Below are 26,946 nucleotides of genomic sequence, written 5' to 3'. Positions count from 1 at the left end.
TATCGTAGATAAAATCCTTGTGCCTAAAAACTGTTTATACTAAAAATTGCGCCTTTGCGATTACCAACTATTAAAGTTTAAATAAGCTTAATATAAAGAACCTGTCCGTACAAAGTGATTTTACATAAAATCTTCTGAAGGTAGGGGAGAAGAATCTTGTTGTAATCTACAAGATCCAACGATTCCCGGGTTTACAAAAAAAGAATAATAGAATGTTTACTGATTATACAGCCTAAGAATCTCCACCAATTCTGGTACGGATCGTATTTTAAGCTTTTCAAACAGCCTGTTTTTGTAAGTACTGATCGTTGATGAATGGAGATTAAGTTGATTAGAAATTTCTTTGAGAGGAAGACCTTCTGCAATCTTATTGGCAATTTGCAATTCGCGGCCTGATAACGCTTCAAAGGGTGAGTTTTTTGTTGCGCCGTTCAATGATTCTAAAAACATCGCTTCTTTTACTTCGTCACTTGCATATCGCCCAGTATTAAGCATCGCCGTCAAAGCATTTTCAATTATTGCACTAGAGCTTTGTTTGCTTAGGTAACCACCGGCACCCATTTTTAGATAACGTATTGCATACAAATCTTCGTCTTGAGAAGAAAATACGAGAATTCTTAAGTCGGGTTGATGCATTTTTATGTAATCGATCGCTTCCTGCACAGTACCATTAGGCATATTAACGTCCATAATGGCCAGATCCAATTCTTCTTTCTGAATTACTTTGTACAGCGATTTATAATCTGGAGTTGCTAACTTTGTTAGGACACAATTCTTATACTCTTTATCTTTAAGAGTATGAAAAAGATCAGAAAAAATTACAGTCTAGAGTTTAAGATCCAAGCAGTATCTTTAAGTGAGCAGCGAGGCAATGTATCCTCGGTAGCTGAAGAATTGGGGATCTGTAAAGAAAGTCTCGTTAATTGGCGAAAACTTCACAAAGAAGGTAAACTTAGCAAGGAAAAACAAATATCCTCTGATCCAATAAGGGAAGAGTTATTGAGACTTCGCAAAGAACTAGAAGAAACAAAGCTTGAACGTGATATCTTAAAAAAGGCGGTAGGCATCTTCTCCAAGAGAGACGGGTAAGATATAAATTTATCAAAGAACACGCTGATGTGTTTCCTGTCGGGAAGATGTGCGAAGTATTAAAGGTAAGCAGGAGCAGTTTTTATCATTGGAAGAAAAGAAAACCGAGTAAGCAATCAGAAAGAAGAGCCATTTTATCAGCAGAAATCTTTAGTATTTATCATTGGAGCCGTGGGAGATATGGAAGCCCTCGTATTGCCCGAGAACTGGAAGCAAAAGGAATGAGAGCTTCACGTCCTTTGGTGGCCAGACTAATGAGAGAACGCAACCTGAGAAGTATTGTAAAGAAAAAATTTAAGAAAACTACCAACTCATCCCATCGATACCCTGTTGCTGAAAATTATTTGAATCAAAATTTTCAGGTTACAAGCAGTAAAGAGGTCTGGGTGTCTGATATTACGTATATCCGCACAGGTCAGGGTTGGTTGTATCTTACTACAGTCATTGATTTGTTTGACAGAAAGGTTATCGGCTGGTCATTAAGTGAGACGATGAAGGCTCAGGACACCAGTATTGCTGCCTTGAAAATGGCAAGGCTCCATCGTCCTTTACAGGATCATGATAGCTTGATTTTCCATTCAGATAGAGGGATACAATATGCGTGTACAGAATTTACATCAATAGTCGGAAAAAACATTACTCGAAGCATGAGCGGAAAAGGAAATTGTTATGACAATGCTGTAGCTGAGAGCTTTTTCAAAACTCTGAAAACCGAACTTGTCTATCAAAATAAATATGAAACTAGAGATCATGCTAAAAACTCTGTGTTTGAATATATAGAAACATTTTACAACACTCACAGAAGGCATTCGGCTTTAGGAAATTTAACCATAAAAGAGTATCAAAATTTAATGTCTAATCAATCTAAAAATGTAGCATAAAGAGTATATAAATTTTGTCTCAAAAATAGTTGCAAGTTCAATCCTCAACTTCTGTAATGATTGCTGTAGGTAAGAGTCGTTTGATGGTTTGTATTAAACCCATTCGTACGATACCGTGATCGTCTGCTACAATAATACGAACATTTACTTTTGGAGCCATTATTCAGTAAATTTATTTAAAAAAAGGGAAACCGTAGTGCCTTCATTTTCAGCGGAAATGATTTGGATGTTTCCATGCAGCAAGGATACAAAATTTTTAACAATTTTCAAACTTAATCCAACTCCTTTTTCGCCAGAAGTTCCCTGAAATATAGGGTTATCGTAAGTGTAGATCGCAGATACATATTTTTCAGGCATTCCCGTTCCAGAATCGATGACAGAAAGTATGACCTGATCACCTTCTGTAGCTTCCTGCAGGCAGATATCTTGCCCGGGCAAAGAGTATTTCACTGCGTTATTGAGAATTTTGTCTAAAACATATTCAAGCAATAAGCGATCGGTTGTAAGAAATGTATTGGGATCTCCTTTAAAATAAAATTTAATGCTTTTTTCTTTTAATTGATCAGCATATTTTTCTTCGAAATGGTGAAAAAGATCAATCACCATGATTTTCACAGGTTTAATCTTAAAGTCTCCGTATTGTGTTTTTAACCAGGCAGTGCTGTCCTGAATAGTTTGCAGATTCTTTCGGGCATCGCTTTTTATCTGCGGTAATAGGTTAAAAAAATCTTCCTCACTAATGGTCTTATCTTCCAGCGCTTCTATAAGCCACAGAAAATTCCCAAACATTTCTTTTGAATCATGAGACAATATCGAGATCAGTCCATTCTTAAAACTGATTTCGTTTTCCAGTCTTTCGATTTTTAATTGTAGTTTGTTGGTAAGGTCATTCATAAATTAAGTATCATGGTCTTTAAAAAATCGAATCCAGTATTTTTTAAAGTATAGTTTATTATTTATTTTTTTCGATTTCTATGCCAAATCATTTTAGAATCATCTCGACAGGGTTTGTTTTTAATAAAGGTTTGGTTAAAAAGTCCGGCATTCATGCTTTCAGAAACTTTTCTTTCTCACAGAAAGACTCCCGTTGTCAGTGCAATAATAGGTATTTTGATGGTTTTTTCCAATAGTTTTTTGGGGCTGTTCCAAAGCTTTTGAGGTGAGGCATCTGAATATCCATATTAATAAGATCTGCTACATACGAACGGGCTTTACAAGTAGATTTCCAATTCTATTTACACTAAATAAATATCATCGGAAGAGCTGTACAAAACAAGATACGACGCTACATGAGTAGCGTCGCGAATAGTATTTTCATTTTTCTAATGGTTTCAATTCCATCTATACCGGCGATTGGTTATTGCCATTAAATTGATTAATAAAGAAGAGTTTTAATAGGAAGTATTATTAAATTGCCGTAAAGCTATAATAAACATTGATGGAATATGTGGTATTTTCTTTCCCTACCAAACTTTGGGCACCTGCAGGTGGTATAGTATATCTTACGTTCAGCTCCCGATCCAAAACCGGTGTTCCGTTAAAAAGTATTTTTTGAGGAGTTTTCGATAATGGAGTATCTACAGAACTTCCATCGATGCCAATTTGTAATATGTTGGAATTGATATCGGTCTGCAGACCGCCTTTCTTGAAATAATTTTCGTCCGATTTTACATACAGTTCAAAACTCTCATTGTTGGATAATACAATTTGGTTTGGAATCATTTGTGACTGTCCATTGGTATATTGGGCAGCTGTATTAAAATTAAAGTTTACATTTCTCCCGGAACTTGGAATGGTGATCTCCGACCGAGGAAGTACCTTTAATTGAACAGATGTATTTTGCAAACTGTTAATAGTATTATCTGTACTTGCAGCATTGAAGTTTAATTCAAAAGTATAAGTTCCAGCTTCAAAAAAATAGTTCTTAAAATCTTCCGCCGACACATAGAGCATTGGCGTGAAGCTGTTTCTGTTTCCCGCTGTAACACCGAAATTAGCAGGGGAAAAATTCTGAAAATTGGCAGATAAGGACTTGGTCGTAAGTGGAGATCCATTACTACCTAATTTAATATTTGCTATATTTCTAGTTCCCGGAACACCTTTAGAAGAAGTGAACTGAATATTTGCGGAAGCAGCTTTTGCCCATAAATTAAAATCGACTGTATTCGCGATTTCCGTATTCCCCAAATCCCACACCCGTGTGTTTGTATTGCGATATTCATTCAAAGAAGATATTTCAATATATTTTGTTAAAGAGGTGGTGATCCATCGTATCGATGAGGGGATAACTAAAATTGTTTTAAAATTACGTGGTGTAAAGTCGTTATAATTCTGAGTGATATCCATGGAGTAATTGCCTGCACGGAACGCATTCGCATTAAATTGTGAGGCAGGAATTTTAAATGTAAAATTGATATTTCCTCTGTTGAATCCACCCCCAAAACTGGTCGTTGGCGGTTCAAACCATCTTAAAGCGCTTGTACTGAAAGACTGAAAACCTGGTAAATAACCTGAAAGTCCTACAGATGGCAACTGCCCACCCATACTTTCTAACTGCCATAGAAGAACAGAAGTAGGTAAAGTGAAGAGTGAAGTAGAAGAGTGAGTAAAAGATGGTCCTGACGTAGAGGTAAATGTTGGAGCTACCGGTCCAATTCCAAAAAAGCCATAATCCCAATTTGTTCTGTTGGTATTCATTACCCTTGTAGGTACTGAAGTAAATTCAGTCCTGTTAAAAATATTATTTTCAGGAATCGACAGGTACACATCCTGAGCTTTTGTGACTGTAGATCCGCAGAACACGGTAAAAATTCCTATTAGAAAAGCCCTCGTCTTTTTCATACTTTTAAATTTAAAACTTTTTCACCTTAATGGTGGTGTCTTTCTTCTTATATTCAAAAACCACAGTTTTTGAAAAACCTTCTTTTGTTACCTGAATAGTTTGGTTGGGTTGTGTATAGCTGTATTTGTCATTTTCAATATAGAGGTCGTATTTTCCCTCTTTTAAGAAAAACTCAAACTCATTTTTTTGATTAACCACGGCGGTATGAATCACGCCATCTTCACCTTTTGCATACACCACTATTCCGGTTACATCCGTTTCCAAAACATCGTAGGCTTGTTTGATCTCTGTTAATTTCCCACTTACCTTACTATTTTTTACCAGACCCACTTTGCGGTTGATATTGCTATTTACCATAATTACAGGATCCATCATTAATCGGGCACCCGCATTTTCGTTCACCTTCACCGTGTAGATACCTTCAGGTACATTCTGAAAAACTACTTTTCCGTTCTTATCTGTTAGTGCAACAAAATTGTCCAGTTTCACTATTTCATTGGCAAGAACCGATTCACCCGTCTCTAGAAGTCCATTAGAATTTTTATCTTCAAATAACTGGAACGTCACTTTATGATTTCCGAGAGCCGTAGCTGCGACAAAATATTTTTTAATCCCAAACCTGAACTGGTAAAAATTGCCACTGCTTGCATAAGCCGTAGATTTATAACCGGAAAAATTAAAATAACCTGTTGAAGACCATGAAGGCGAAATCTTATATTCCAGATTACCACTGATATTGCTGTTTAAGTTTTTATAAAGTTCCGAATAGTAAGTTCCGGCCGTTAAAGATCCGCTCAGATTATTTTTAAGCATCTGAAAATTATATGAGGCGTATACATTGTAGTTGGCAAAATTACGGTCTACATCGTAATAAGAATTTAAATCAAAAACATTAATTGCGTTCCACTGAGCCGTTCCGTTGAGGGAGAAAGATTTATACCTGTAAGACAAGGTTGTTCTCAGACTGTTGAACCAATCGTCCTTATTGTTGTCTTTTGAATAAGAATATTCTGCTGTCCAGTTCAATCCGTGAGCGCCAAATGTTGTGCTTATGTTGGCTTCCATTCGATACGAAAAAAGTTCCTGCGATGTGTAAAAATTGGCTGTTTTCTGCTTTTCAATTTTTGGAGACAGTAGGAAATTCCACTTCTTTAAAGCAAACTGGTAACCTGATCCCAACACTTCTGTACTGTTGAAATAATAACGTAAATTAGCCGTGTTATCAGGTTGGATTGGCGTGCTCTGGAAACTTAGGAACTCCGGATCTACCTGTGAATTCTGATATTGTATAAAAGCGCGCTGAGAAGCAGAAAATTGTCGGCCGATTCGCTGATTTGAAAAAAAAGATCCTCTTTTGATTCCCGCATAACTTTTGGTAGCAAAGGAATTAAGAGATTGTATATCCCATTTCCCTATTTTTCCCTCGTAATTGGCCCCCATTGAAGCTCCTGCGTTTTCATCTTTGTTCACTAGACCTTTTTCGTTACTGAAACCTAACTCAGTACGGATTGTGTGTTTATCGTTAATTAATAATGATGTTGTTGCGTTCGCTACCTGTGTATCTACGTTAAAGCGCGGATCATGGTCGAATAAATAGGATACTTTCCCAGTAAAGGATTTAGCATTCCCAAAACTATATTTTCCACCCACTATTTTGGATCCTTCTGTTTGTTGGAAATAGGTACCATATAGGTTGTAATTATTTTCCAGCGCAAGAACTTCAATCTGATTATTTTTACCAAATTTGGTAGAAAGCTTCCCACCTCTTCCAAAAACGGGGTAGTCGTAATCGTTACTATTAACATTTCCAACTCGCAATACTGTATTTTTTCTCTCCAGTTCCAGCCAAGTATCATATAGGTTATAAAGGCCTTCTTCATGATAGTAATCTGCACCAATATTGAAACGAGATTTCAAATTTTCATTCACTCGAAACGTTGTGTTTCCTCTCAATTGAAGAAAATTAAAACCTGAACTGTTTTCGTTATAGGCAATTTCTGCAAAATTACTTCCGTTCACCGCTTCGTTTCCTCTGGCAATTTGTCTGTTGTTTGATAAAATAACTAAGTATAGCGTGTTGCTTCCCACAATTTCATTATTAAGCAGGTCTGTTGCGGTTGCATTAATATTAAATTCCGGGAAAAGCGTATTCTGTTTTCTGACCGTAATTTTGATCTCAACCGTTTGTTTTTCTAAACCTTCCAGAGATAGTGCTTGTTGTTTTGGTATCATTTCCAAACCATCAGGAATGGATTGCAAATCAATCTTAACCGTTCGTTTACTATAACCTTGGTTTTCTACAATCAGCAGGATTGAGGAGTCGGGAGAATTAGGATTAATGAAATTTTCATACGATGCCGTATAAATTGCGATGTTTTTGTTCTCGTCTTTGCTAACGAAGAATGAGGCACTTTCAGTTTTAGTTACCATTGGAGTGGTGTACGAAACCTGGAATTTGATCTCATTGGATTTCAGTTTCATAAAATCTACATTGGCGATAAGTTTCACAGGAAGATTCTTAGACTGACCGGCACCTAATGTAAAGTCATTTTTTGGATAGAAAAGTAAACCTGGATATTTTTCGTCAGGCATAATATTCTGAACGGTAATTTCTTCAGAACTTTTATTCTCAATAACCAGGAAATTAGTAAAAGTAGAACCTTTTTCAACAGCTACATTGTTGTTTTCAAAATGGATTTCTATATCCTTTTTTTCCTGCGCAAAGGCAAACGAACAATGCAAAAGAACAATTGCAAAAAATAAGATTGTTCTTCTTAGGATTGATATCGGCATTCCATTTTGTGGTTTCAAGACTTAGTTTTTTAAAATTTAAAGTTTTTTTCGCCTACGCGTAAATCATTTGAGCCTGCCATTTTGATAATAGCCACACCAAGAAAGTTCCCTGAAATGTTTTCCGGTAAAGAAAACTGAACGGTCTGATCGGTATTGGGAAGCATTGAGATAGAAATTGCGGGTAATTTTATTTCCTTACCACTTTCGGTATTGGTCAATTCAAACTCAACGGTAGCATCATTGATGGTATTTCCATCGTTATGGATGCTTACTGCTACTTTTTTGTTTGCCGCATTCTCATTATTCACTTCTGAAATATTGGTAATATCCAAACTTTTTGTCTGGTTTCCTGGTGGTGTATAAAAGATGTGAAGCCCAACCTCAAATAAGGTAATAATACCAATCCCGTTCTGAATACGAGCCTGATCTGCCTGCTGAGGAAGTTGGGTGAAAAATAACATGCTGTTTGTAACAGTAGATTTTGATGCGTTTGCCGGAATCTGCATGGTTACTACAATCTCTTTTGTACTTCTCGCAGGAACCGTTACTGAGTTTTCTAAGGTAGAGACCCAAGCTGCATTAGAAGTTTTTGAGCTTCCTGCTTCAAGATAAACTTTATTTCCATCTTCTTCTCTAACCCAATCTTTATAGTTGAGATTAAAAACATAATCTTTTTCCGAGCTGTTTTGAAGCGTGACTGTCTTTGTCACTTTTTCTCCCGGATTACCGGTAAAAAACAAGCGCGTAGGCGACATAGAGATACTTTGTGCCAGAATTGAAGAAGACCCTGTAAGAATAAAGAAAATGAAAAGGTAAATAAACTTGCGCATGGTGTAAATTGTTTAAAAATAAAGATCCCCAAAACTACTGAAAACGTAGCAAAAGAAAGCTTTACAGACTAAAAAAAATATTATAAAGCGGTTGCAGTATAAGTTACTGTTTGCGTATAAGTTCCGGCTGGTTTACCTAAGATATCTGAAGATGAAGATTTCGTTGCAGGAATCGTATAATCCAAATTCAATGTTAATGCACTTCCCAATGGAGCATTTGTAACTAAATTTTGATCAGTTGCAGATAAAACGACAGTGTTTTTTGTTCCGCCCATTGTTCCGGATGCTGCAGCTGCTTTGATTGTCAAAACATTTACAGGGATTAAGTTAGTTCCATTCATGAAATTAGCACCTCCCGCTTTTACTTTAACGTTAAAGTTCTTTGTTGAAGTAACTTTTAAAGAATTTGCTTTATTAATTGTTTGATCAGAGTTATAGTCTGCTGCAGTAACATAGTTAAAGTCAACCGTATTACCGATTGCTGTACTTCCCGCGTCGATGGAGATCACATCGTTCAGGGTAATGTTTACTGTTGTTGTAGCAGTTGTATTTTGAGCATGAACATTGTTAGTTCCTAATACGATTGCTCCAAGAGTTAAGGCTGCGATTACGATTTGTTTTGTCATGGTAGTAATATTTAAAATTTTTATTTTTGTTTAATTGTTCTCTTTTGAACACTACAAATTTATGGCGGCGAAAAAATTTTCTTTGTAGTTGAAAATGGAAGTTGATGTAGTAAAATAACTACACGGATTATTGTATATGCTGTTAATGACATTGAGGAGATTTTTGTACAAATCCATTTTTTTTATATTGGGTACATTCACCATAGTAAATTCGTTGTTGTCATTGGATGCAACCCCCTTTGGCGTAAATTTAAAATACTGAGAAAAACTCAACTGTGTGACATTCTAACTTACAGCTGATGGATACTTATTCCTGGATTTTGAATTTTCTCTATATCGGTATCAATACATAAAAAATCAAAGGCCTCCTTTAGGAAGCCTTCGAACACCAAATCACAAAATATTAATATGAAAAAAAATATTATAAAGCAGTCGCTGTATACGTAAGTGTTTGCGTATAAGTTCCTGCTGGTTTACCTAAGATATCTGAAGATGATGATTTCGCTGAAGGAATCATGTAATCTAAATTCAATGTTAATGCACTTCCTAGTGGAGCATTAGTAACTAAATTTTGATCAGTTGCAGATAAAACGACAGTGTTTTTTGTTCCGCCCATTGTTCCGGAAGCTGAAGCAGCTTTGATTGTCAAAACATTTACAGGGATTAAATTGGTTCCATTCATAAAATTAGCGCCCCCTGCTTTTACTTTTACATTAAAGTTCTTTGTTGAAGTAACTTTTAAAGAATTTGCTTTATTAATTGTTTGATCAGAGTTATAGTCTGCTGCAGTAGCATAGTTAAAGTCAACTGTATTACCGATTGCTGTACTTCCTGTATCGATTGAGATTACATCTTTCAGGCTAATGTTTACTGTTGTTGTTGCGGTTGCATTTTGAGCCTGAACATTATTAGTTCCTAATATGGTTGCTCCGATAGTTAAAGCTGCGATTGCAATTGATTTTTTCATGGCAGGAATATTTGATTTTAATTTTGTTTAATTGTTCTCTTTTGTATACTGCAAATTTACAGTGGCGATAAAAATTTCTTTGTAGTTGAAAATGGAAGCTCATGTAGAAGTCATCTTGACTTAAAGAAACATTTATTTGTTATTTGAAATAAAAAAAGGGATTCGGAAATTAGTGTCGCTAAACTAAAAAAAATCCTATCCCTTGTACAAAGTACTAAGCAAAGATACAATAGAATTAGAAATCGTGCCTTATATTCCCATTGGAAAACGAGGTTTTAAATCCAAAGTTCCTATTTGCGAGATTATTAACTGCATTTTATATAAACTTAAAACAGGCCTTCAATGGTATCTTTTACCGGTACTAGAATTATTTAGTAAAGAGGCTCTTCATTATAAAACGGTTTTTGGCTATTATCGTCAATGGTGTAAAGCCGGAATATGGAAAGCTTGTTGGAGTGGCATTTTACAAAAGAATAAATCAAAAATTGATTTATCCAGTGGAGATGTAGACGGCAGTCACACACCAGCGTTAAAGGGAGGTGAAGCAGTTGGTTATCAGGGCAGGAAGAAGCGCAAAACAACTAATGCTATATATCTGACGGATAGAAACGGATTACCTTTAGCTATGTCGATACCTGTGTGTGGAAATCACAATGATCTATTTAATATTGAAAAGCATTTTGCAGAAATAACAGATTTCTTACAACAATCCGGTATTTTACTCGACGGACTTTTCCTGAATTTCGATGCAGGATTTGATGCTGAAAACTTACGGTCGAAAGCTTTAGAATTGGGAATAATAGCTAATATTGCTCACAATAAAAGAAACTCAGATGCAGAAAATAACCATTACTTTGATCATCAATTGTACAAAGAGCGGTATGCCATAGAAAGAACTAATGCTTGGCTTGATAGCTTCAGATCAATACTTAACCGATTTGACACCACAGTAACAAGCTGGATAGGATTTAATTATTTAGCTTTTATCGTTATTGCTGTTAGGAAATTTAAAAAAAGAAAGTCGAGATGACTTCGTAGTAAAATAACTACAAAATGATACTTTTAGCTTAAATAAAAAGCCCTCAACATTTTGAAAGTGTTGAGAGCTGTATATATAATTGTTGTGTTTTTTTATTATAAAGCAGTCGCAGTATAAGCTACTGTTTGTTAATTTTTTTAGGCTTTTAGATTTAATTTAAATAATTAAATATTACTTCTTTATTTTCAATCTTAATACTTGTTACAATTTCGTCTTTAAAGTATAGTGATAATGACGTAAGGGTATTTCCAAATTTATCTGATTCAACAGAATAAGACCATATCATGGAAGTATAAATATGTGGCTCATGTCCAAAAAGTTCACGTATTTCTTTTTTGCTTTTCCCAATAGGAATTTTAAATTTAAAAATATCATTAACAAGAGTTTTTCTTTTTTCTGGACTGGTTTTCCAAAGAATGCTATCAAATTGATGATTACCAATTTCAAGTAAAAACAATAGCTTTTTTATTAGATTCGGCATATTATCTTATAATTATTTAATTAATACTTGAATTTTTATGATATAAATAATGCTTTATTATAAAGCAGTCGCAGTATAAGTTACTGTTTGCGTATAAGTTCCTGCTGGTTTACCTAAGATATCTGAAGATGATGATTTTGCTGCAGGAATCGTGTAATCTAAATTCAACGTTAATGCGCTTCCAAGCGGAGCATTTGTAACTAAATTTTGATCAGTTGCAGATAAAACGACAGTATTTTTTGTTCCGCCCATTGTTCCTGAAGCTGCAGCAGCTTTAATTGTCAAAACATTTACAGGGATTAAGTTAGTTCCATTCATGAAATTAGCACCTCCTGCTTTTACTTTAACATTAAAGTTCTTCGTTGAAGTAACTTTTAAAGAATTTGCTTTATTAATTGTTTGATCAGAGTTATAGTCTGCTGCAGTAGCATAGTTAAAGTCAACCGTATTACCGATTGCCGTACTTCCTGCATCGATAGAGATCACATCGTTCAGAGTAATGTTTACTGTTGTTGTAGCGGTTGCATTTTGAGCATGAACATTGTTAGTTCCTAATACGATTGCTCCGATAGTTAAGGCTGCGATTACGATTTGTTTTGTCATGGTAGTAATATTTAAAATTTTTATGTACGTCTTCAAACTAACTTGGACATTTTGGAATAAATCCTTAAGGAGTATTTAGGGTTATAAATTTATAAATTTCTGTTGAAAATACAACTGTCTTCTTTTTCGGATTGAATCCGATTTTATTTGTCTTCTTTTTTCCAAAATTTGCTCAGATCTTCCGAAGTACACATCTGCTGGAGGAAGGTTTTTCAAAGATTCGTGATATCGCTTGTTATTGTAGTTTTCTACGAATTTTTCTAAAGCTTCCACAAGTTCTTCAGGATGATAGAAGTGATTGAGTTTTACCACATTTTTCATCGTTCTGTGGTATCGTTCTATTTTCCCTTGGGTTTGCGGATGCATCGGCTTTCCGTGAACCTGCTTCATCTTCAAATCGTCTTTCAGGTAGGTTCTGAGTTCGTTTGATATGTAGCAGGAACCATTGTCTGAGAGTAATTTCGGTTTGGCTTTAGACTTTAATTTTGCTTTTTCAATCGCTGTATTTACTGTTCTTTTCACATCTTCAGCCTTCATCGAATCACAGAGTTCCCAGTGGATGATATACCTGCTGTAGTCGTCTAAAACAGTGCTCAGATAGTACCAACCCCAACCAATCACTTTAAAATAAGTGAAATCTGTTTGCCACATTTGATGCACAAATTCTGTCTTATCCTTAAATTCATTTGCTGCTGAAAGTAAAAAATGATTCGGTGCAGGGATTAAATCCCGTTGCTTCAAAATCCTGTAAACACTGGATTCTGAGATGAAAATACCTTGTTCATCGGTAATTTTGTGCGCCAGTTCTCTTGAGGAAAGTTCTGTATGTTCCAAAGCGATTTCTACTACCAAATCTTTTTGTTCTTCCGGAATGCTATTCCATTGTCTTTTAGATGTTCTTTTGGACGTTTCCAAGCCATCGTAGCCGTTTTCAAGGTATTTCTGATACCACTTATAGAAAGTACTTCTTGCAATCCCAAAGCTTTCCAAGGTTCGTTTTACACCAATTTCACTCGTAGTAACTTCTTGAATAATTTCGTATTTCTCACTTGCTGATAATCTCATAAACTTTCTGTATTTATGGGTCAATCCAGCATGTCTAAGCTTTTTTTTACAATGTCATAGCGCAGAACCAAATCGGCAACCATTTCCTTCAGTCGGGCATTCTCTTTCTTCAAATCCGACACTTCATCACTCGTGGCTTCTCTAATGACATCGCCGTTGAGTCGTTTTTTACCGGCTTCCATAAATTCTTTGTTCCAGGAATAAAACTGAGATTGGGCAATATTATGCTGTCGGCATAGTTCCGCTACAGAAGTTTCTGCACGAAGCCCTTCCATTACGATTAAAATTTTCTGCTCGGCTGTAAAGATCCTCCTTGTATTTTTACGGATGTCTTTTATGAATTTTTCGGAACTTTTCTTTTTAGGTGTTTCCATAATTAAATGTAATTCTTTTTTTGAAAACACTCCTTAACTTTTATACTATATAGTGTCTACTTTTTGCTGACGATTTACAGTTTTTATTGTGCCATCAAAAAATTTAATAGTTATTTCTTCTGCAAGTGTAAAATCAATGACGTGGTTGGGATCATCTTTGAGATCATCATTAAAGATTGTCATCTCAAATGGGGATTGATTTACTTTTACAAGTTTTCCATTGTATTTATTTTTTTTATAAACGACCTCGATATTTTCAATTGATGTAGGAGAGTTTAAGATTTCTTCTTTAAAATCGTTGGTGATATCCATGCTTTGTTATTTGTGATTGGTGAAAAGTACTTTGCAAATTGTACGCCAATTAAAGCAATTTTAAAGGTTTTAAGGGTGTGTTCTTAGTAAAAAATAAAATTTTGATTTTATCGAATCTCAATGATAAAATAATATTTACGTCCAAATTTGAATTCCGTACCGGTCTGATTTTTATTTAAATTTGGATTAAATTTTAAGAGTTGTAATCTTAGAAATTTTCATTAAGAGAATTTACATACTATAGAATTAAATCAGCTAATTGCCATGAACAATGAGTTTTACTTTTTAATTTATAAATTATTTCGCTTTAGTTAAATTTAATAATATAATTGGTAAAGAAATTGTATAAACAGTTTACATACTAATAAAATTAACAGCTATGGAAATTTCTCTTTACGACTTTAAAAACTTACCTTTACAAAACCAATCCGAAATTGTCTTATCAGAAGGACGGTTAATGAATGAACAAATTATGAGTTCATTCAGGTATGCTCTTTATGAAATATCATCTTTTTCTGTGGAACTGATTTATCACATTGCTAAAAACAAAGTTGAGGGATTAAATATTTATCAAAACAGAGCAGCATACAGTAACTGAAATAAAAAAATGCTGTTATAAATTATACATAAAAAGAGAGCTTTAAGACTCTCTTTTTTTTTGCTCTTATTTTACCTCTGATTCGGTCTTAAATGGTTTTTTATCTCAGTAGAAAAACGTATATTTAACATAAATATGGAATTTATTTATATATACATTTTCGTTGTCAGTTTTGTTGCTACACTAGTCCGTTCAACGTTCGGTTTTGGAGAATCTTTAGTTGCAGTCCCTTTATTTATACTTTTTATTCCTCTAGAAATTGCTGTACCTCTTTCTGTTTTAATTTCAATTTTAGTTGCGTTGGTTGTTGTTGTACAAGATCATCAGCAAATTCACTTTAACAGCGCAAAATGGCTTATTTTATTTGCTGTCTTAGGGATTCCGATAGGTTTGTTGATCTTACTATACGGTAACGAGTTTTGGGTAAAAATAGGTTTAGGCTTACTTATTATATTGAACTCATTGTATGCTATTTTTGCAAAAAAACAGCTTTCACTGAAAACAGATAGTATGTTATGGCTATTTATTTGCGGATTTACATCCGGAATTCTTGGTGGTGCTTATGGAGTAAACGGTCCGCCTCTTGTGGTCTATGGTAACTTGAGGAACTGGAGTGCTAAACATTTTAGGGCAACGCTTCAGGCTTATTTTTTACCGGCAAGCTTTATAGCAGCGATAGGATATTTTACAAAAGGTCTAATTACGTTGGAGGTATTAAAATATTTTTTAGTCTCATTACCAGCTGTTTTTCCGGCAATATTTTTAGGAAGATACCTGAACCATAAGATCAAGGATAAATCTTTTTTTAAATATGTTTATTGGGGACTTATAGCTGTTGGATCCTTTTTAATAATCAACTCGTTGCTGACAAAATAATTTTTACTTCATTTTTAATGATCTAAAAGCATTGATCAGATGGAAAGGTGAAAATTGTTATCATTTATTTTACTAAAACTTTTAACACATTGATGTTAATTCATCTATTAAAATTTGCACCTGTAAAGGTCTTTTCTTTTGATCAACTTCCAGTTTGTTATATAATCCTGTTTTAACGATTACCATCTTTTTTTCAGGAATCATAATAATGAATTGACCTAAAAAACCATAAAAAAACCAACATTGTTTTTCTTTATTAATACCTTCTCCTGCCCAAATGGTGTAGCAGAAAGCGTCATTTTGTTCAGTAGGTTTGAGCATTCTTTTGCAATATTCAGCATTAATCAATTGCTTTCCTTCCCACATTCCGTTTTGCATAATCAATTGTCCTATTTTTGCAAAATCTCTTGCTGTAGCATGTACACAGCAGAATGCCTTTTCCATTCCTTTCTCGTCTGTGCTCCATTTAGCAGGAAATTCCATTCCTAATGGTATCCATATCTTTTCTGAAATGTAATCTGATAAATGTTTCCCCGTTATTTTTGTTAAAGCCATTCCTAAAAGCTGTGCAGACACACTTTGATACTCGTATTTTTGTCCGGGCATATTTTTTATCTCAATACTGAAAGCCTGTTTTGCAAGATCTTCGACAAAATATTGCTTAGAGTTTTCTGCAAAAGGATGACGGTATTCTTCATCCCAATCAAATCCTGCCTGCATAGTCAAAAGATGTCGAAATGTAAGATGCTTTCCGTAAGAGCTTTTTTTATATTCAGGAAAGACTGTAGAAATTAATTGATCTTCAGATTCGAGATAACCATCATCAATTGCACGACCAGTTAAAATGGCCAAAAATCCTTTAGCCATCGAAAAAGAATTCATCAGTGATGAGGAATTATGGTCTTTCCAATACTTTTCGTAAAGCAATTGATTATCTTTAATTACAAGGAGTGACGATGTGCGGGTCTTCTTAAGTTCATCAGTAAGCCGTTTTGATAAATGATGTTTATTGTAGTTAATATTTTTCTTCCAAACATTGGGTTTTAAGTTTGCTATTATCCGGGAAGGAAACTTCTTTTCATCATCAATAGATGGAGCAAAAGATCCTTTTTTCAAATTGATTCCGATAGCTTTAAAAATATACCCATAACCTGAAAGGTAAATAAGTGCAATTGTTGCTGAAATTCCAACTGTAAATCCCGTTATTATTTTTTTCATTGGTTGCTGATTTCTTGAGATACTCTTCTCGAGTTGGGTATTCAAAAAACGTTCCTCAGAATTTAGAGATACAGAAAAATTAATTATGATGATATATAAAGACAAAGATATTGCAGATAGAATTGCTACAGAAACAAAATGTACCACATAAACACGATATGTTGTTTTAAAAGTCATCAATGGTACGGTGGTTGTAAGAAACTAGGCTCACCATAAAAAATATTATTATGCACAACGAAAGAACAGTAGCAACATTGAATGATTTGCTTAACATTACCAACGACAGAATTCAGGGATTCGCAAAGGTTGAAGATAAAGTTTGGGATACCTATTCTCCATTAAAAGGAGATTATGATCAGATGGTTGCGCAATCACAGGTAATGAAATCAGAGTTGATGAATTTGATTACGGAAAGAGGCGGAAACCCTGACAATACAGGAACAACTGCAGGAGCAATTCACAGAGGATGGATTGATGTGAAAAATTCTTTTTCAGGAGATAAAACAGAATCAACTTTAGAAAATGTAGTTTTTGGCGAAGAAGCAGCAATTGATGCATATCAGGATGCTTTAGACAGCGGAGATCTTTGCCCTGAAAGTTCAAGAGTTGTAAGCGATCAGCTTCATCATTTAAAATCATCCTACAATAAGTTTAATAATTTAAACGAGCTAAAAAATTAATTGTTGATGTTCATTATTTTCAAATGATTAAAAATAAAAATAGTGAACAATATCAATTTCATCAGATCCTAAAAAATAATCTTTTTAGGATCTTTTGGCAGTAATATTTTATAAAGTAAAGATATTTTTCAGCACTATTACTGTAGTCATAAGAACTCAGTATTTTTTACTCTTATATTTGATGAATAATCAATCACAAAAAACGTATGGATACCAAGAGAATCTTAATTTTTGATGATGATAAATCTATCTTAGATGTTTTCACCATCATTTTTTGCGAAAATGGATATTGTGTAGAAGTTTCTGAAACATCACACGATATCATCGAACGGGTTAACAAATTCAGACCTCATTTGATTTTAATGGATAACTGGATTCCTGATATTGGCGGAATAGAAGCCGTAAGATTATTAAGGAATCATGATAAGTTTAAAGATATACCTGTCATTTACATCAGTGCAAACAGCGATATCAGCTTTTTAGCTAAGAAAGCACAGGCCGATGATTATATTGCAAAACCCTTCGAACTTGAAAATCTCGAAAGAAAAGTTGAAAAATTTATCAGATGCTAATGAGAAAGTATTAAAATACTGTTAGTTTAAAGATAAAGATATTGGGTTAATCGTATAAATATCCCCTAATCATCAGCGAATTTTTTGTTTAGAAATTAATAATAAGCGAACAGCATTTCTCCAAAGAGGAATTTGCCAATAAATTTTTAACGAAAATAGAGATTTAAACCTGTAGATATAGCTCATGACGAAACTCGTTAATCCATTTTAAACTCATTAGAATGAAACCCAAAAACATACCCGGAGTTCCTCAGCATTTTAAAGGAAGTTTTCATGACACTGAAAGCTTTGTTGAAGTGAGAAATTCCAAAGAATTAGATTTTAAATATGATACTTTGAAACAGCGTTTTTTTTCTATTAATCATTGGCGAAAATATTGTAACGAAAGTTCTGCAGATTTTAAATTATGTAATTCTTCGGGAACAATAGTAGACCGTTTTCCACAAATTGGAGATTATATAAGAATCGATATTCCCGGACCGGGTGGAAAAGAGGGGAGATCTTATGATTGGGTTCAAATTATGATGATAGATACAAATATTCCTGATAGACTAATGATTCAGTGTAGACCATCAAAAGATCCCGTTAAAGAAAACAGCCGAAAGATAGCTCATTTTTATTCTAATGCAGCCACATCTACATTTTTGATTTCGAAACAGGGAAATATTTTAAAAGCAGGAATTTATGGAAGGAATGAATATCCTAACCTGAAATCAGGATTTTTAAATTGCATCAGAAATATTGCAATTGCAATCGGAGGGATGTTGGGGTTTTCTAAAATCCAGTGGAAATGCCTTACAGATGGACTCGTTGATTTTAAATAACATATTATAATTTAGAAAAATAAAGAATTTGACAAGTATCTTTTTACTCAAAACGTCAATATGACCAAGGTCATAATTGATTGCAAATTATTAGGTTATATTTGGTTTAACCAAAAACATCACTAAATCATTTTATGAAGCCCCACATTCTTAAAGCTCTGTTTTCAGATGCTAATGATATTATTTTCTCCTACGAAAAAAATAAACCAAAACAATTTTATTTCAGACGGAACTTTTGCAAATAATGTATTCGTTTCAATATTATCATCAATTTTTTTATGATTAATATTGAATCTGCAATTAACAAACATTCTAATATTACTTTTACAACGCTACACATTTTCTTTATAAAAATCTCATGTTTTTCTGCCTTTATTAATTTTTATATTAATGCTTAAAACTGAAATAAATGGTATAATTTTTTAATTAAAATTTTAAAATATAGAAGTTCAAATTTACGCTTACTATACATAATTTAACCACTATAATTACAATATAAATATGGAAAAGAACAACCAAAAAAGTGAAAAATTAGATCAACTAAAAGACCACACAACAGATAATTTAAATGAAAAACTCACAACCAATCAAGGATTAAAGATCAACAATAATCAGGATTCTTTAAAAGACGGGGAACGGGGCGGAACATTATTGGAAGATTTTATCCTTCGTGAAAAAATTACTCATTTTGATCATGAAAGAATACCTGAACGTATTGTTCATGCAAGAGGTTCGGGAGCTCACGGTGTTTTTAAACTTAATAAAAGTTTACAAAAATATACAAAAGCAAAATTTTTAACAGAAGAAGGTAAAGAAACACCTGTTTTCGTACGTTTTTCTACAGTTGCCGGAAGCGCAGGAAGTACTGATCTTGCTCGTGATGTGCGAGGTTTTGCGATTAAATTTTATACAGAAGAAGGCAATTATGATCTTGTAGGTAATAACATTCCTGTCTTCTTCATTCAGGATGCTATGAAATTCCCTGATCTGATTCATGCAGTAAAACCTGAACCGGATAATGCGATTCCACAAGCTGCATCTGCGCATGATACTTTTTGGGATTTTATTTCTTTAATGCCCGAAAGCATGCACATGATTATGTGGGCAATGAGTGACAGAGCCATTCCGAGAAGTCTTAGAATGATGGAAGGATTTGGAGTTCATACTTTTAAATTCATTAATAGTGAAGGAACTGTTCATTTTGTAAAATTTCACTTTAAACCAAAACTCGGTGTACATTCCGTAGCTTGGGATGAAGCAACAAAAATTTCGGGTAAAGACTCAGATTTTCACAGAAGAGATCTTTGGGAAGCCATAGAAAACGGCGCATTCCCTGAATGGGATTTCGGAGTGCAAATCATACCTGAAGAAGATGAATATAAATTTGATTTTGATCTGCTTGATCCAACCAAGCTAATCCCGGAAGAGGAAGTTCCTGTTCAGATTGTAGGCACTTTAACATTGAATAGAAATCCTGATAATTTTTTTGCTGAAACAGAGCAAATTGCATTTCACCCTGGACATTTGGTTCCCGGTATTGATTTTACCAATGATCCGTTGTTACAGGGAAGATTATTCTCTTACACCGACACTCAGTTATCACGTTTAGGATCTCCTAATTTCCATGAGATTCCTATTAACCGTTCTTTAAATGAAGTTCATAATAATCAGCGCGACGGACATATGCGTCAGCAAATTGTAAAAGGAAAAGTTAGTTACGAGCCCAATTCTATTGGTGGCGGATGTCCTTTTCAGGCGATGATGAAAGAGGGTGGTTTTACTTCTCACAATGAAAGAGTTGACAGTAAAAAAATCCGTGCAAGAAGTGAAAGTTTTGTAGATCATTATTCACAGGCAAAATTGTTCTTTAATAGCCAGTCTGCTCCTGAAAAACAACATATAGAGAATGCGCTAATTTTTGAACTTTCTAAAGTAACAATTCCTGCTATCAGAGAAAGAGTTGTAGGACAGCTTGCATTCATTAATCAAGATTTGGCTTCAAAAGTTGCGAAGAAAATAGGAGTAAAAGTGATTCAGTTAAAACAACCGAATGGAAGTATTCCTGCAGATGCTGATCCTGCGACATTACAAAGCCCGGAAAAAGAGCCTATGACAAATAGTTCAGAAGCCTTAAGCATGGCCAATACCGTTAAAAATACTATTGAGAGCCGCATTGTTGGTTTTATTATGGAAAACGGAGTAAAAGCTGCCGATGTAAATTCCCTACAATCTAAGCTGGAAAAAGAAGGAGCTGTAGTACAGATTATTGCAGGAAGTTTAGCATCTGTAAAAGCTGATGACGGAACTATTTTTGAACCCAAACATTCTTTGACGAGTACAGCAAGTGTTTGCTTTGATGCACTTTACTTGTGCAGTGGAAAACAATCTTCAGATAATTTAATGAATGAAGATAACAAACCCGGAACCTTATTATTTGTCAACGAAGCCTATAAACATTGCAAAGCAATCTATTTTGGAAAAGAAACAGACGCAATCTATAAAGCAAGTCATGTGAGTGATAAAAAACATGATGATCCTGCAATTATCACCTCTGAGATTAAAGATCCTGCTACTGCATTTATTAAAGCTGTAGCTAATCATAGAGTTTGGGAACTTGAAAAAGAGAGAAATAATCCTGCTTAGAACATCAAATATAAATAAACAAATATGTAATATGAAAGCAGCCGTTTTCATGCACCAGATAAAACAACCTGCGATACAGTGCCGGATCCTATCGTTGAAATAGTTGGAGGTTAATTTGAAGAGGAAAGGAAATCTGCTTAGAATAAGCACTGTAAAGAATAGTTTACAAGGGATGGCTTTGCCATCCCTTGTTTTGTTCATTGTGTGATAACTTTAATTGTTTAATAATTTACTTTTCGTTACCACTTTTTGCAAGATGTTCAATCGTTGGACTGCCTATTGGTCGGGTTTTCCTTGATTTTTCGTGACCCCTTTTGGTGATTTTTTGAATGGGACACGAAATAGGACATATAAATCGTGACCTATTTTGATTTTTTTTGATTCTAGCGTAAAAATAAAAAACGCTGTAAACATCAATGTTTACAGCGTTTTAGCTTATTTTAGTATCTCTACCAGCGGAGAGAGAGGGAAACGAACCTTGTTAAAATTAACATATCTAATTTTGTATAAGTATTCTATTTATCAATATTTTAAATATATTTGTATTAATAAAAACAAGTTGTTTTTATGTTCAATTATGAAAGTATTAGCACCTAATTTAGCACCTTATGAATTCTACCTTCAAACTTAAAGAACCCAACGGCGAAAAGGAAACACTAATTTACTTCCGTTCTTATTTTGGAAATGAAAATAAGAATTTTATCTATTCTACTGGAGAAAAAATTAAACCTGAAGAATGGGATTTCGATAACCGGCAACCCAACGATCTAAACGGAAGAACAAAAAGAGCCGAGAGCCATAGAAGTATAAAAAAACAACTTGACAGATACATCGGTTTTTTCACCGAGATTGTCAATCGTTACAAAAACATTGGCGAAGAGATAACGATTGATATTATAAGACAGCGATTTGACGAAGAATTTAAAAAGATCAAAAGAAAAGACGATTTTTTCAGGATATATGATGAATTTGTTCAGGAAAAAGAAAATGATTATTCTGGAAAGGGAATATCTAAATCAACTAAAAGCAGATATGATTATAACAAAAAATTGTTAGAGAATTTCCAAGAGGAATACAAATTAAAATTAAGTTTAGGTAATTTTGATGAAAAGATCTATAATAAATTTCTCAAATATTGTATCGAAGAAAAAGACCATTCCGCTAATACTGTCCATAGAAACGTGGGATTATTAAAAACTTTTTTTTATTGGACTTTGAGTAAGAAATACACCTACAACAATGGTTTTATCAATTTCAAGAAACCTCCCAAATTCCGAACAGACGAGATAGCTCTAAACTACGAGCAGGTGGAACAAATTTATCAATATGATTTCAGTACAAATAAAAGACTTGAAAGAGTTAGAGATTTGTTTGTTTTTGGATGTGTAACTGGAATGCGCTTTGGAAATTACAATCGTATTTCAAAACAGGATATTCAAGGGGACTTTATTAGGGTTATTGATTTAAAAAGTAAAACTAAGAATCTTTCAATTCCAATTAATACTATTTCTAAATCAATTCTTGAAAAGTATGATTATGATTTACCAACTATTACGAATCAAAAGATGAATGAATTTATTAAGGAGGTCTTTAAAGAGCTGAAATTTACTGATGAGATAAAGAAAACTATGAAATATGGTGATGAATTAGTAGACGTAAAGTCTGAGTTTTGGGAAAGAATTTCCTCACATACTGCAAGAAGAAGCTTTATCACTATAATGAAAAATAAGAGAGTTCCTGACAAAGTAATTATGAGCTACACAGGACATACTAGTTTAGAGGTCTTCAATGCGTATTACAGACCAAGTGAAGACGATAAAGTTAATTATATGAACGAAGTTTTTAAGTAAGCTATTTTGAGTATAAGAAAGATATATTCTATAAAGAAATTAAGGAATTGAAATAATCAATTAGGAATCCCTAAATCTTATTTTACAAATCAATCTTGATATATTCTTTTAAGTAATCTCCTTTTGCTGCTAATCGATTTAAATGATATTGATAATGTTCTATTAGATTTGGATTTGATTCATTTTTGTAATCATCGGATTCCATATATTTTTGATATTTTTCTATCTTATCCGAACATAATTCGAAAGCTTCATTATATTTTCCGCACATAATTAATGCGTTGATTTTATCTTCGGCAACACTATTTTTTGCAATCTTTTCCCAAGTATTATTATCAAGAAAATATGGATTTTTGCACTTGACGAAATTCTCAAAAATTACATCCATTATCTTTTGATGATCATATTTTTTAAAATCATAATACGCAGCGTATAACTCCCTATTAAATTTTTTGCTGTAATGGTTCTCTGGATTTAAGTAATATGATACACTTAAATCAGGAAAATTCTTTTTGTGCCACCTTTTAAATTTAGAGCTTTCAATGTCAAAATAACAATCAAATTGAATAATTTCATTTGCATAATTAAATTTGGCGGCAGGAAAATATATCTCATTTTTTATTTCATCAAATTCTCTTACAAATTTTAAACTTTTTGCATTGAAATTAAAATCATACTCTTTTAATCTTTCGACTAAAAAATTTTCTAAAGCTTCTTTTAAAACTTCTTTTGGATAGCTCATATATTATGTGATATGTTTTATAAATTTATATATTAATTTTGAATATATAAAAATTTAGTTTTAACAATTTAGCTTCAATACACATAAATTTATTATTTTGAAAGGGCGTTATAATACAAAAATCTCTACACAAAGATAATTTTGCAGGTACGCAATTAGGACTTCAAAATTTAAAAATGGAAAGGTAATTAGAAACTGGTTCTGCGAGAAGTTGGTTTTTATTAATAATCAATGAAATTATGGATCAGAAGAAATTATACGGACGTTGGAACTTTTGGGAAGAATTTGTAAGCTATCCTATGATGGTCTATTATCGGATCAGGGGAGAAAACATTCAAAAGATGTTGTCAAAAAGAATCGACAAAGCCAAAAAGAAAGCCAGCAAAATTATTCTTACTGAGAAAATGAAAAACGAGTTTTTGATACAGTATGAAAAGTTGGAGAATTTTTTCAGCTCTCACTTCAAAGACATCGATATATCAAGAAATCACAATTTTGAGGAGAAAATCAATTATTGTTTAGATGAATATCGAAAAGAATCCACCTGCTTAATAACTTCAAGTAACCTAATGAAGTTACAGGGGAATTTTCTAAGTGGTGCTGAAACTACCCTTTTTCTATATTTTGCTTTAGAAAGTAAAACAAAAAGAGAAATTCGCCTGTCGGATATTATGATAGGTGAAAACAGTTCTAAAATTTTCATTGATTTTTTGAAAGACAAAAAGTTCATCGATGAAAATCACAACCTAATCGTAGATCAGAAATCTTCTTTCATCAGAATCCACCGATTCTTAAAGGACAATCATATTATTAATCCGGATTTTCAAGACACCACTATTATTGAGGCGATGGAAAACGAATATAATACCAAGTTTGACAAGGGAACATTTTCAAGAGCTATCACTGTTAAACCCAATGATTTTGAAGAAGATATTTATCAAAAATTATCTAAGCTATTTAATATAAGGTATTAAATTTTCGTAGTCGGGTAAAATTTCATCATTAGCCATTCCAATCGTACTATTATGTATATTTGATAGTTAGTGCAATTATAAAACGAACTGCAAAATGGAAAATCTTAAAATCGTAAATAAATATCCAATATTAACTGATGTCAAAAAAAATTGACGATAATTTGATTGTTCTAAAATTCAGCAACCACCAATATTTTGATTTAGAAAATGATATTTATGAGTTGAACATATTTGGGAATGAGGTAGCTAAAAGCATTGACCTTATCAAAAAATATAATTTAAATACCGAAACAGTTATTGTAGATGAAATAAACGAACTTGATTTTTTTGTTGGTAATATGGATGAATCACCAGATTGGGGAGATTGGAACGGAAATTTTTCTATGACTTTTGAAAGATATAGTGGTCAGTTTTCTGAAAAAACTCAAGAAGATTGGGAAAATGAATTAATGTTTCTGATTGGAGACCAAGTTAGAACTAAGGCATTCCAATCAGTAATTGATGTTAAATTTAGAAGCGCTAAATTTGAACAAACAAAAAAAATGATTATAGAAAATCAAATAGAACCAAAAATTCAGGATAATTTGATTTTGCTATTAAATAAAATTCAAAATCTTGATGACGGAGAATTTTATCATACTTTTATGAATAGATAAAAAAATAGATTAAAGAGTAATTGCCAGAGCGGTTTTGCAATAGTGGGTAAAACTGCAAAGTTCAACGGCAGTTCTTCGATTGAACTTTTACCAAAAAGTGAAGATTTATACTTTAATTGCCCTGCCATCACCAAGTGCCGAAATGGTCTCCTTAATTGTGTAATGCACTTCGAAAAATATGAAACAAATTATTACAATCCTATTTTTAACATTTTCAGTTACCCTATTTTCTCAGGACTTAAAAACCTTTGAAGGAAATTATAAAGAAGGAACTGCAAAGTATAATTTTTACAAAGGGAAGGAGAATAATATAATACTGGAAGGTAAATTTGAATATTTTAAAGCCAAGAATCAATCAGAAATTGGTCAACATACTCAAAATTTGAAAGTTGGAACTTGGAAATATCATTTTGAAAATGACGGTTATAAAATTGAGTTCTATGGAAATTATACCAATGACTTAAAAAATGGAATCTGGATATTCAAATTTCTTGAGAATGGAATTTCTGAGAGTTATTCTTTGGAATTTCAAGACGATATATTAGTAGGAGAAGTTAATTGGAGCGGTTTAAAGGGCGAGTTTGATACAAAAGGAAGATTCATAGGGATTTGGGAAGTGAAAAATGATAACGATAAATATGATGCTACTTTTAATGACAATATTCTTATAATGTTGGAAAAAAGAACATTGAACAACATATTGCTTAGTGTTTATCGACCTGACACTTATTCAACAGATTTTACAAAATTATCCTTTGGTGATAATCCTATAATCAGAAAAGAATATAATTTGGATTGGAATTTTAGACTAATGAGTGGGGAATTTAATCTTGACAAAATTTACGATATTAATCGTGTTACATTAGATGGAATTAGTGAAACATATCTCGAAAGAGAAATTTTCTTTAATGCTTTTTTTGAATCCATTACAGATAAATTGAACGACAAGATTTTTGATTATACAAATTGGACTTATTTCAAACTTATTGAATTGAAAAATAACCCTGACTTTCTATACTTAAACACTCAAACCATAAAACCCAAGAAAGAAGCAATACATAATAACTTTAATTTAGACAATCTATTAGTTGATGAAAAGCCCGTCTTTAAAGACGGAAACTCTAATTTTATACCATTTATTAAAGATAATTATTTCAACTTTGATGAAGTTTCGGGTAATGCTGTTATCGAGTTTTTAATTGACACACAAGGAAATATTAATATTCTAAATGTAAAGACCACAGGGAATTTTTCAGAAAAAGAAATTAGACGTGTGTTGAACCTTTCACCAAAATGGACACCCGCCAAAAAGGAAGGAAAGCCAATAGACGTTAAAATTGTTCTTCCTATAAATGTAAATAGAAACTAAGAAATTGTTTATTAAGAATTATCTACACTGTATAATATCAAG

At 33.1% G+C, this 26,946-nt stretch carries 25 protein-coding genes; 12 read left to right on the top strand and 13 right to left on the bottom strand.

Features of this window, described 5'->3' with window-relative positions:
* Positions 1-216: 216 nt before the first annotated feature.
* Complete coding sequence (locus FDY99_RS00220; RefSeq protein WP_139418596.1) at positions 217-819, bottom strand: response regulator; 603 nt, start codon at positions 817-819, stop codon at positions 217-219.
* Between FDY99_RS00220 and FDY99_RS00215 the strand changes: the two genes are divergently transcribed.
* Positions 799-1,970, top strand: a protein-coding gene (locus tag FDY99_RS00215) for an IS3 family transposase (RefSeq protein ID WP_139418594.1) whose coding sequence is annotated in 2 segments (ribosomal slippage) — positions 799-1,045 and positions 1,045-1,970 — 1,173 coding nt in all. Because the reading frame shifts where the segments join, the coding sequence is not laid out codon by codon here. The genes FDY99_RS00220 and FDY99_RS00215 overlap by 21 nt on opposite strands.
* Before the next feature lie 159 nt (positions 1,971-2,129).
* Here FDY99_RS00215 and FDY99_RS00205 read toward each other — a convergent pair.
* The 6 genes from FDY99_RS00205 to FDY99_RS00180 form a co-directional block, all read right to left on the bottom strand.
* Entirely contained in the window at positions 2,130-2,864 is a 735-nt protein-coding gene (locus FDY99_RS00205) for a sensor histidine kinase (RefSeq protein ID WP_139418592.1), read from the bottom strand.
* A gap of 513 nt (positions 2,865-3,377) precedes the next feature.
* On the bottom strand, positions 3,378-4,811 hold the full coding sequence (locus FDY99_RS00200) for a hypothetical protein (protein ID WP_139418591.1): 1,434 nt from the start codon (positions 4,809-4,811) through the stop codon (positions 3,378-3,380).
* A 10-nt stretch (positions 4,812-4,821) separates the two neighbouring features.
* Complete coding sequence (locus FDY99_RS00195; protein WP_139418589.1) at positions 4,822-7,623, bottom strand: hypothetical protein; 2,802 nt, start codon at positions 7,621-7,623, stop codon at positions 4,822-4,824.
* A gap of 11 nt (positions 7,624-7,634) precedes the next feature.
* Positions 7,635-8,315: a hypothetical protein gene (locus tag FDY99_RS00190; protein WP_262711389.1), complete on the bottom strand. Its 681-nt coding sequence runs from the start codon at positions 8,313-8,315 to the stop codon at positions 7,635-7,637.
* A gap of 200 nt (positions 8,316-8,515) precedes the next feature.
* The gene (locus FDY99_RS00185; protein ID WP_139418588.1) at positions 8,516-9,061 is read right to left on the bottom strand and encodes a peptidoglycan-binding protein LysM; all 546 of its coding nucleotides are present in this window, start codon (positions 9,059-9,061) and stop codon (positions 8,516-8,518) included.
* A gap of 421 nt (positions 9,062-9,482) precedes the next feature.
* Positions 9,483-10,028: a peptidoglycan-binding protein LysM gene (locus tag FDY99_RS00180; RefSeq protein WP_139418587.1), complete on the bottom strand. Its 546-nt coding sequence runs from the start codon at positions 10,026-10,028 to the stop codon at positions 9,483-9,485.
* Between the two features lie 202 nt (positions 10,029-10,230).
* Between FDY99_RS00180 and FDY99_RS00175 the strand changes: the two genes are divergently transcribed.
* Positions 10,231-11,058 (top strand): IS5 family transposase, encoded by an 828-nt coding sequence (locus FDY99_RS00175; RefSeq protein WP_116098427.1) that lies wholly within the window; start codon positions 10,231-10,233, stop codon positions 11,056-11,058.
* 160 nt (positions 11,059-11,218) lie between these two features.
* On the opposite strand, the gene FDY99_RS00170 is transcribed toward FDY99_RS00175, so the two are convergent.
* The 4 genes from FDY99_RS00170 to FDY99_RS00155 form a co-directional block, all read right to left on the bottom strand.
* On the bottom strand, positions 11,219-11,548 hold the full coding sequence (locus tag FDY99_RS00170; protein ID WP_139418586.1) for a hypothetical protein: 330 nt from the start codon (positions 11,546-11,548) through the stop codon (positions 11,219-11,221).
* 57 nt (positions 11,549-11,605) lie between these two features.
* Positions 11,606-12,151 carry a peptidoglycan-binding protein LysM gene (locus FDY99_RS00165; protein ID WP_139418584.1) on the bottom strand — a complete coding sequence of 182 codons (546 nt, stop codon included), beginning with the start codon at positions 12,149-12,151 and terminating at the stop codon, positions 11,606-11,608.
* An 81-nt stretch (positions 12,152-12,232) separates the two neighbouring features.
* Positions 12,233-13,590 (bottom strand): IS3 family transposase gene (locus FDY99_RS00160; RefSeq protein WP_394344535.1). Its coding sequence is split into 2 segments (ribosomal slippage): positions 12,233-13,252 and positions 13,255-13,590, totalling 1,356 coding nucleotides; the frame shifts between segments, so codons are not numbered across the junction.
* Positions 13,591-13,635: 45 nt separating this feature from the next.
* A complete protein-coding gene (locus FDY99_RS00155) occupies positions 13,636-13,902 on the bottom strand; it encodes a hypothetical protein (RefSeq protein ID WP_139418583.1) in 267 nt (88 codons plus the stop codon).
* A gap of 379 nt (positions 13,903-14,281) precedes the next feature.
* Between FDY99_RS00155 and FDY99_RS00150 the strand changes: the two genes are divergently transcribed.
* Together FDY99_RS00150 and FDY99_RS00145 are read left to right on the top strand one after the other, a co-directional pair.
* Entirely contained in the window at positions 14,282-14,500 is a 219-nt protein-coding gene (locus tag FDY99_RS00150) for a hypothetical protein (RefSeq protein ID WP_102979572.1), read from the top strand.
* 135 nt (positions 14,501-14,635) lie between these two features.
* The gene (locus FDY99_RS00145; protein ID WP_139418582.1) at positions 14,636-15,376 is read left to right on the top strand and encodes a sulfite exporter TauE/SafE family protein; all 741 of its coding nucleotides are present in this window, start codon (positions 14,636-14,638) and stop codon (positions 15,374-15,376) included.
* Between the two features lie 81 nt (positions 15,377-15,457).
* On the opposite strand, the gene FDY99_RS00140 is transcribed toward FDY99_RS00145, so the two are convergent.
* Positions 15,458-16,594 carry a serine hydrolase domain-containing protein gene (locus tag FDY99_RS00140; protein WP_162304121.1) on the bottom strand — a complete coding sequence of 379 codons (1,137 nt, stop codon included), beginning with the start codon at positions 16,592-16,594 and terminating at the stop codon, positions 15,458-15,460.
* A 227-nt stretch (positions 16,595-16,821) separates the two neighbouring features.
* Between FDY99_RS00140 and FDY99_RS00135 the strand changes: the two genes are divergently transcribed.
* The 5 genes from FDY99_RS00135 (at position 16,822) to FDY99_RS00115 (ending at position 23,163) form a co-directional block, all read left to right on the top strand.
* Positions 16,822-17,274, top strand: coding sequence for a ferritin-like domain-containing protein (locus tag FDY99_RS00135; RefSeq protein ID WP_139418580.1), 453 nt, complete (start codon positions 16,822-16,824; stop codon positions 17,272-17,274).
* 206 nt (positions 17,275-17,480) lie between these two features.
* The gene (locus FDY99_RS00130) at positions 17,481-17,846 is read left to right on the top strand and encodes a response regulator (RefSeq protein WP_139418579.1); all 366 of its coding nucleotides are present in this window, start codon (positions 17,481-17,483) and stop codon (positions 17,844-17,846) included.
* Between the two features lie 221 nt (positions 17,847-18,067).
* On the top strand, positions 18,068-18,670 hold the full coding sequence (locus FDY99_RS00125) for a hypothetical protein (protein WP_139418577.1): 603 nt from the start codon (positions 18,068-18,070) through the stop codon (positions 18,668-18,670).
* Between the two features lie 501 nt (positions 18,671-19,171).
* Complete coding sequence (locus FDY99_RS00120; RefSeq protein WP_139418576.1) at positions 19,172-21,313, top strand: catalase; 2,142 nt, start codon at positions 19,172-19,174, stop codon at positions 21,311-21,313.
* Between the two features lie 608 nt (positions 21,314-21,921).
* Positions 21,922-23,163: a tyrosine-type recombinase/integrase gene (locus FDY99_RS00115; RefSeq protein WP_115972228.1), complete on the top strand. Its 1,242-nt coding sequence runs from the start codon at positions 21,922-21,924 to the stop codon at positions 23,161-23,163.
* Between the two features lie 82 nt (positions 23,164-23,245).
* Here FDY99_RS00115 and FDY99_RS00110 read toward each other — a convergent pair whose 3' ends face one another.
* Complete coding sequence (locus tag FDY99_RS00110) at positions 23,246-23,905, bottom strand: hypothetical protein (protein WP_115972229.1); 660 nt, start codon at positions 23,903-23,905, stop codon at positions 23,246-23,248.
* Positions 23,906-24,144: 239 nt separating this feature from the next.
* Here FDY99_RS00110 and FDY99_RS00105 point away from each other — a divergent pair, with 239 nt between their 5' ends.
* The 3 genes from FDY99_RS00105 (at position 24,145) to FDY99_RS00095 (ending at position 26,904) form a co-directional block, all read left to right on the top strand.
* Positions 24,145-24,879 (top strand): hypothetical protein, encoded by a 735-nt coding sequence (locus FDY99_RS00105; RefSeq protein WP_115972230.1) that lies wholly within the window; start codon positions 24,145-24,147, stop codon positions 24,877-24,879.
* A 137-nt stretch (positions 24,880-25,016) separates the two neighbouring features.
* A complete protein-coding gene (locus FDY99_RS00100) occupies positions 25,017-25,535 on the top strand; it encodes a hypothetical protein (RefSeq protein ID WP_115972231.1) in 519 nt (172 codons plus the stop codon).
* A gap of 178 nt (positions 25,536-25,713) precedes the next feature.
* Positions 25,714-26,904 carry an energy transducer TonB gene (locus tag FDY99_RS00095; RefSeq protein ID WP_115972232.1) on the top strand — a complete coding sequence of 397 codons (1,191 nt, stop codon included), beginning with the start codon at positions 25,714-25,716 and terminating at the stop codon, positions 26,902-26,904.
* Positions 26,905-26,946: the final 42 nt, after the last annotated feature.

It is taken from the genome of Chryseobacterium mulctrae, assembly GCF_006175945.1.
GTDB classification, from domain to species: Bacteria; Bacteroidota; Bacteroidia; order Flavobacteriales; family Weeksellaceae; genus Chryseobacterium; species Chryseobacterium mulctrae.
The sequence above is the reverse complement of the archived record's forward strand: the minus strand, read 5'-3'. Positions and strand labels throughout refer to the sequence as shown.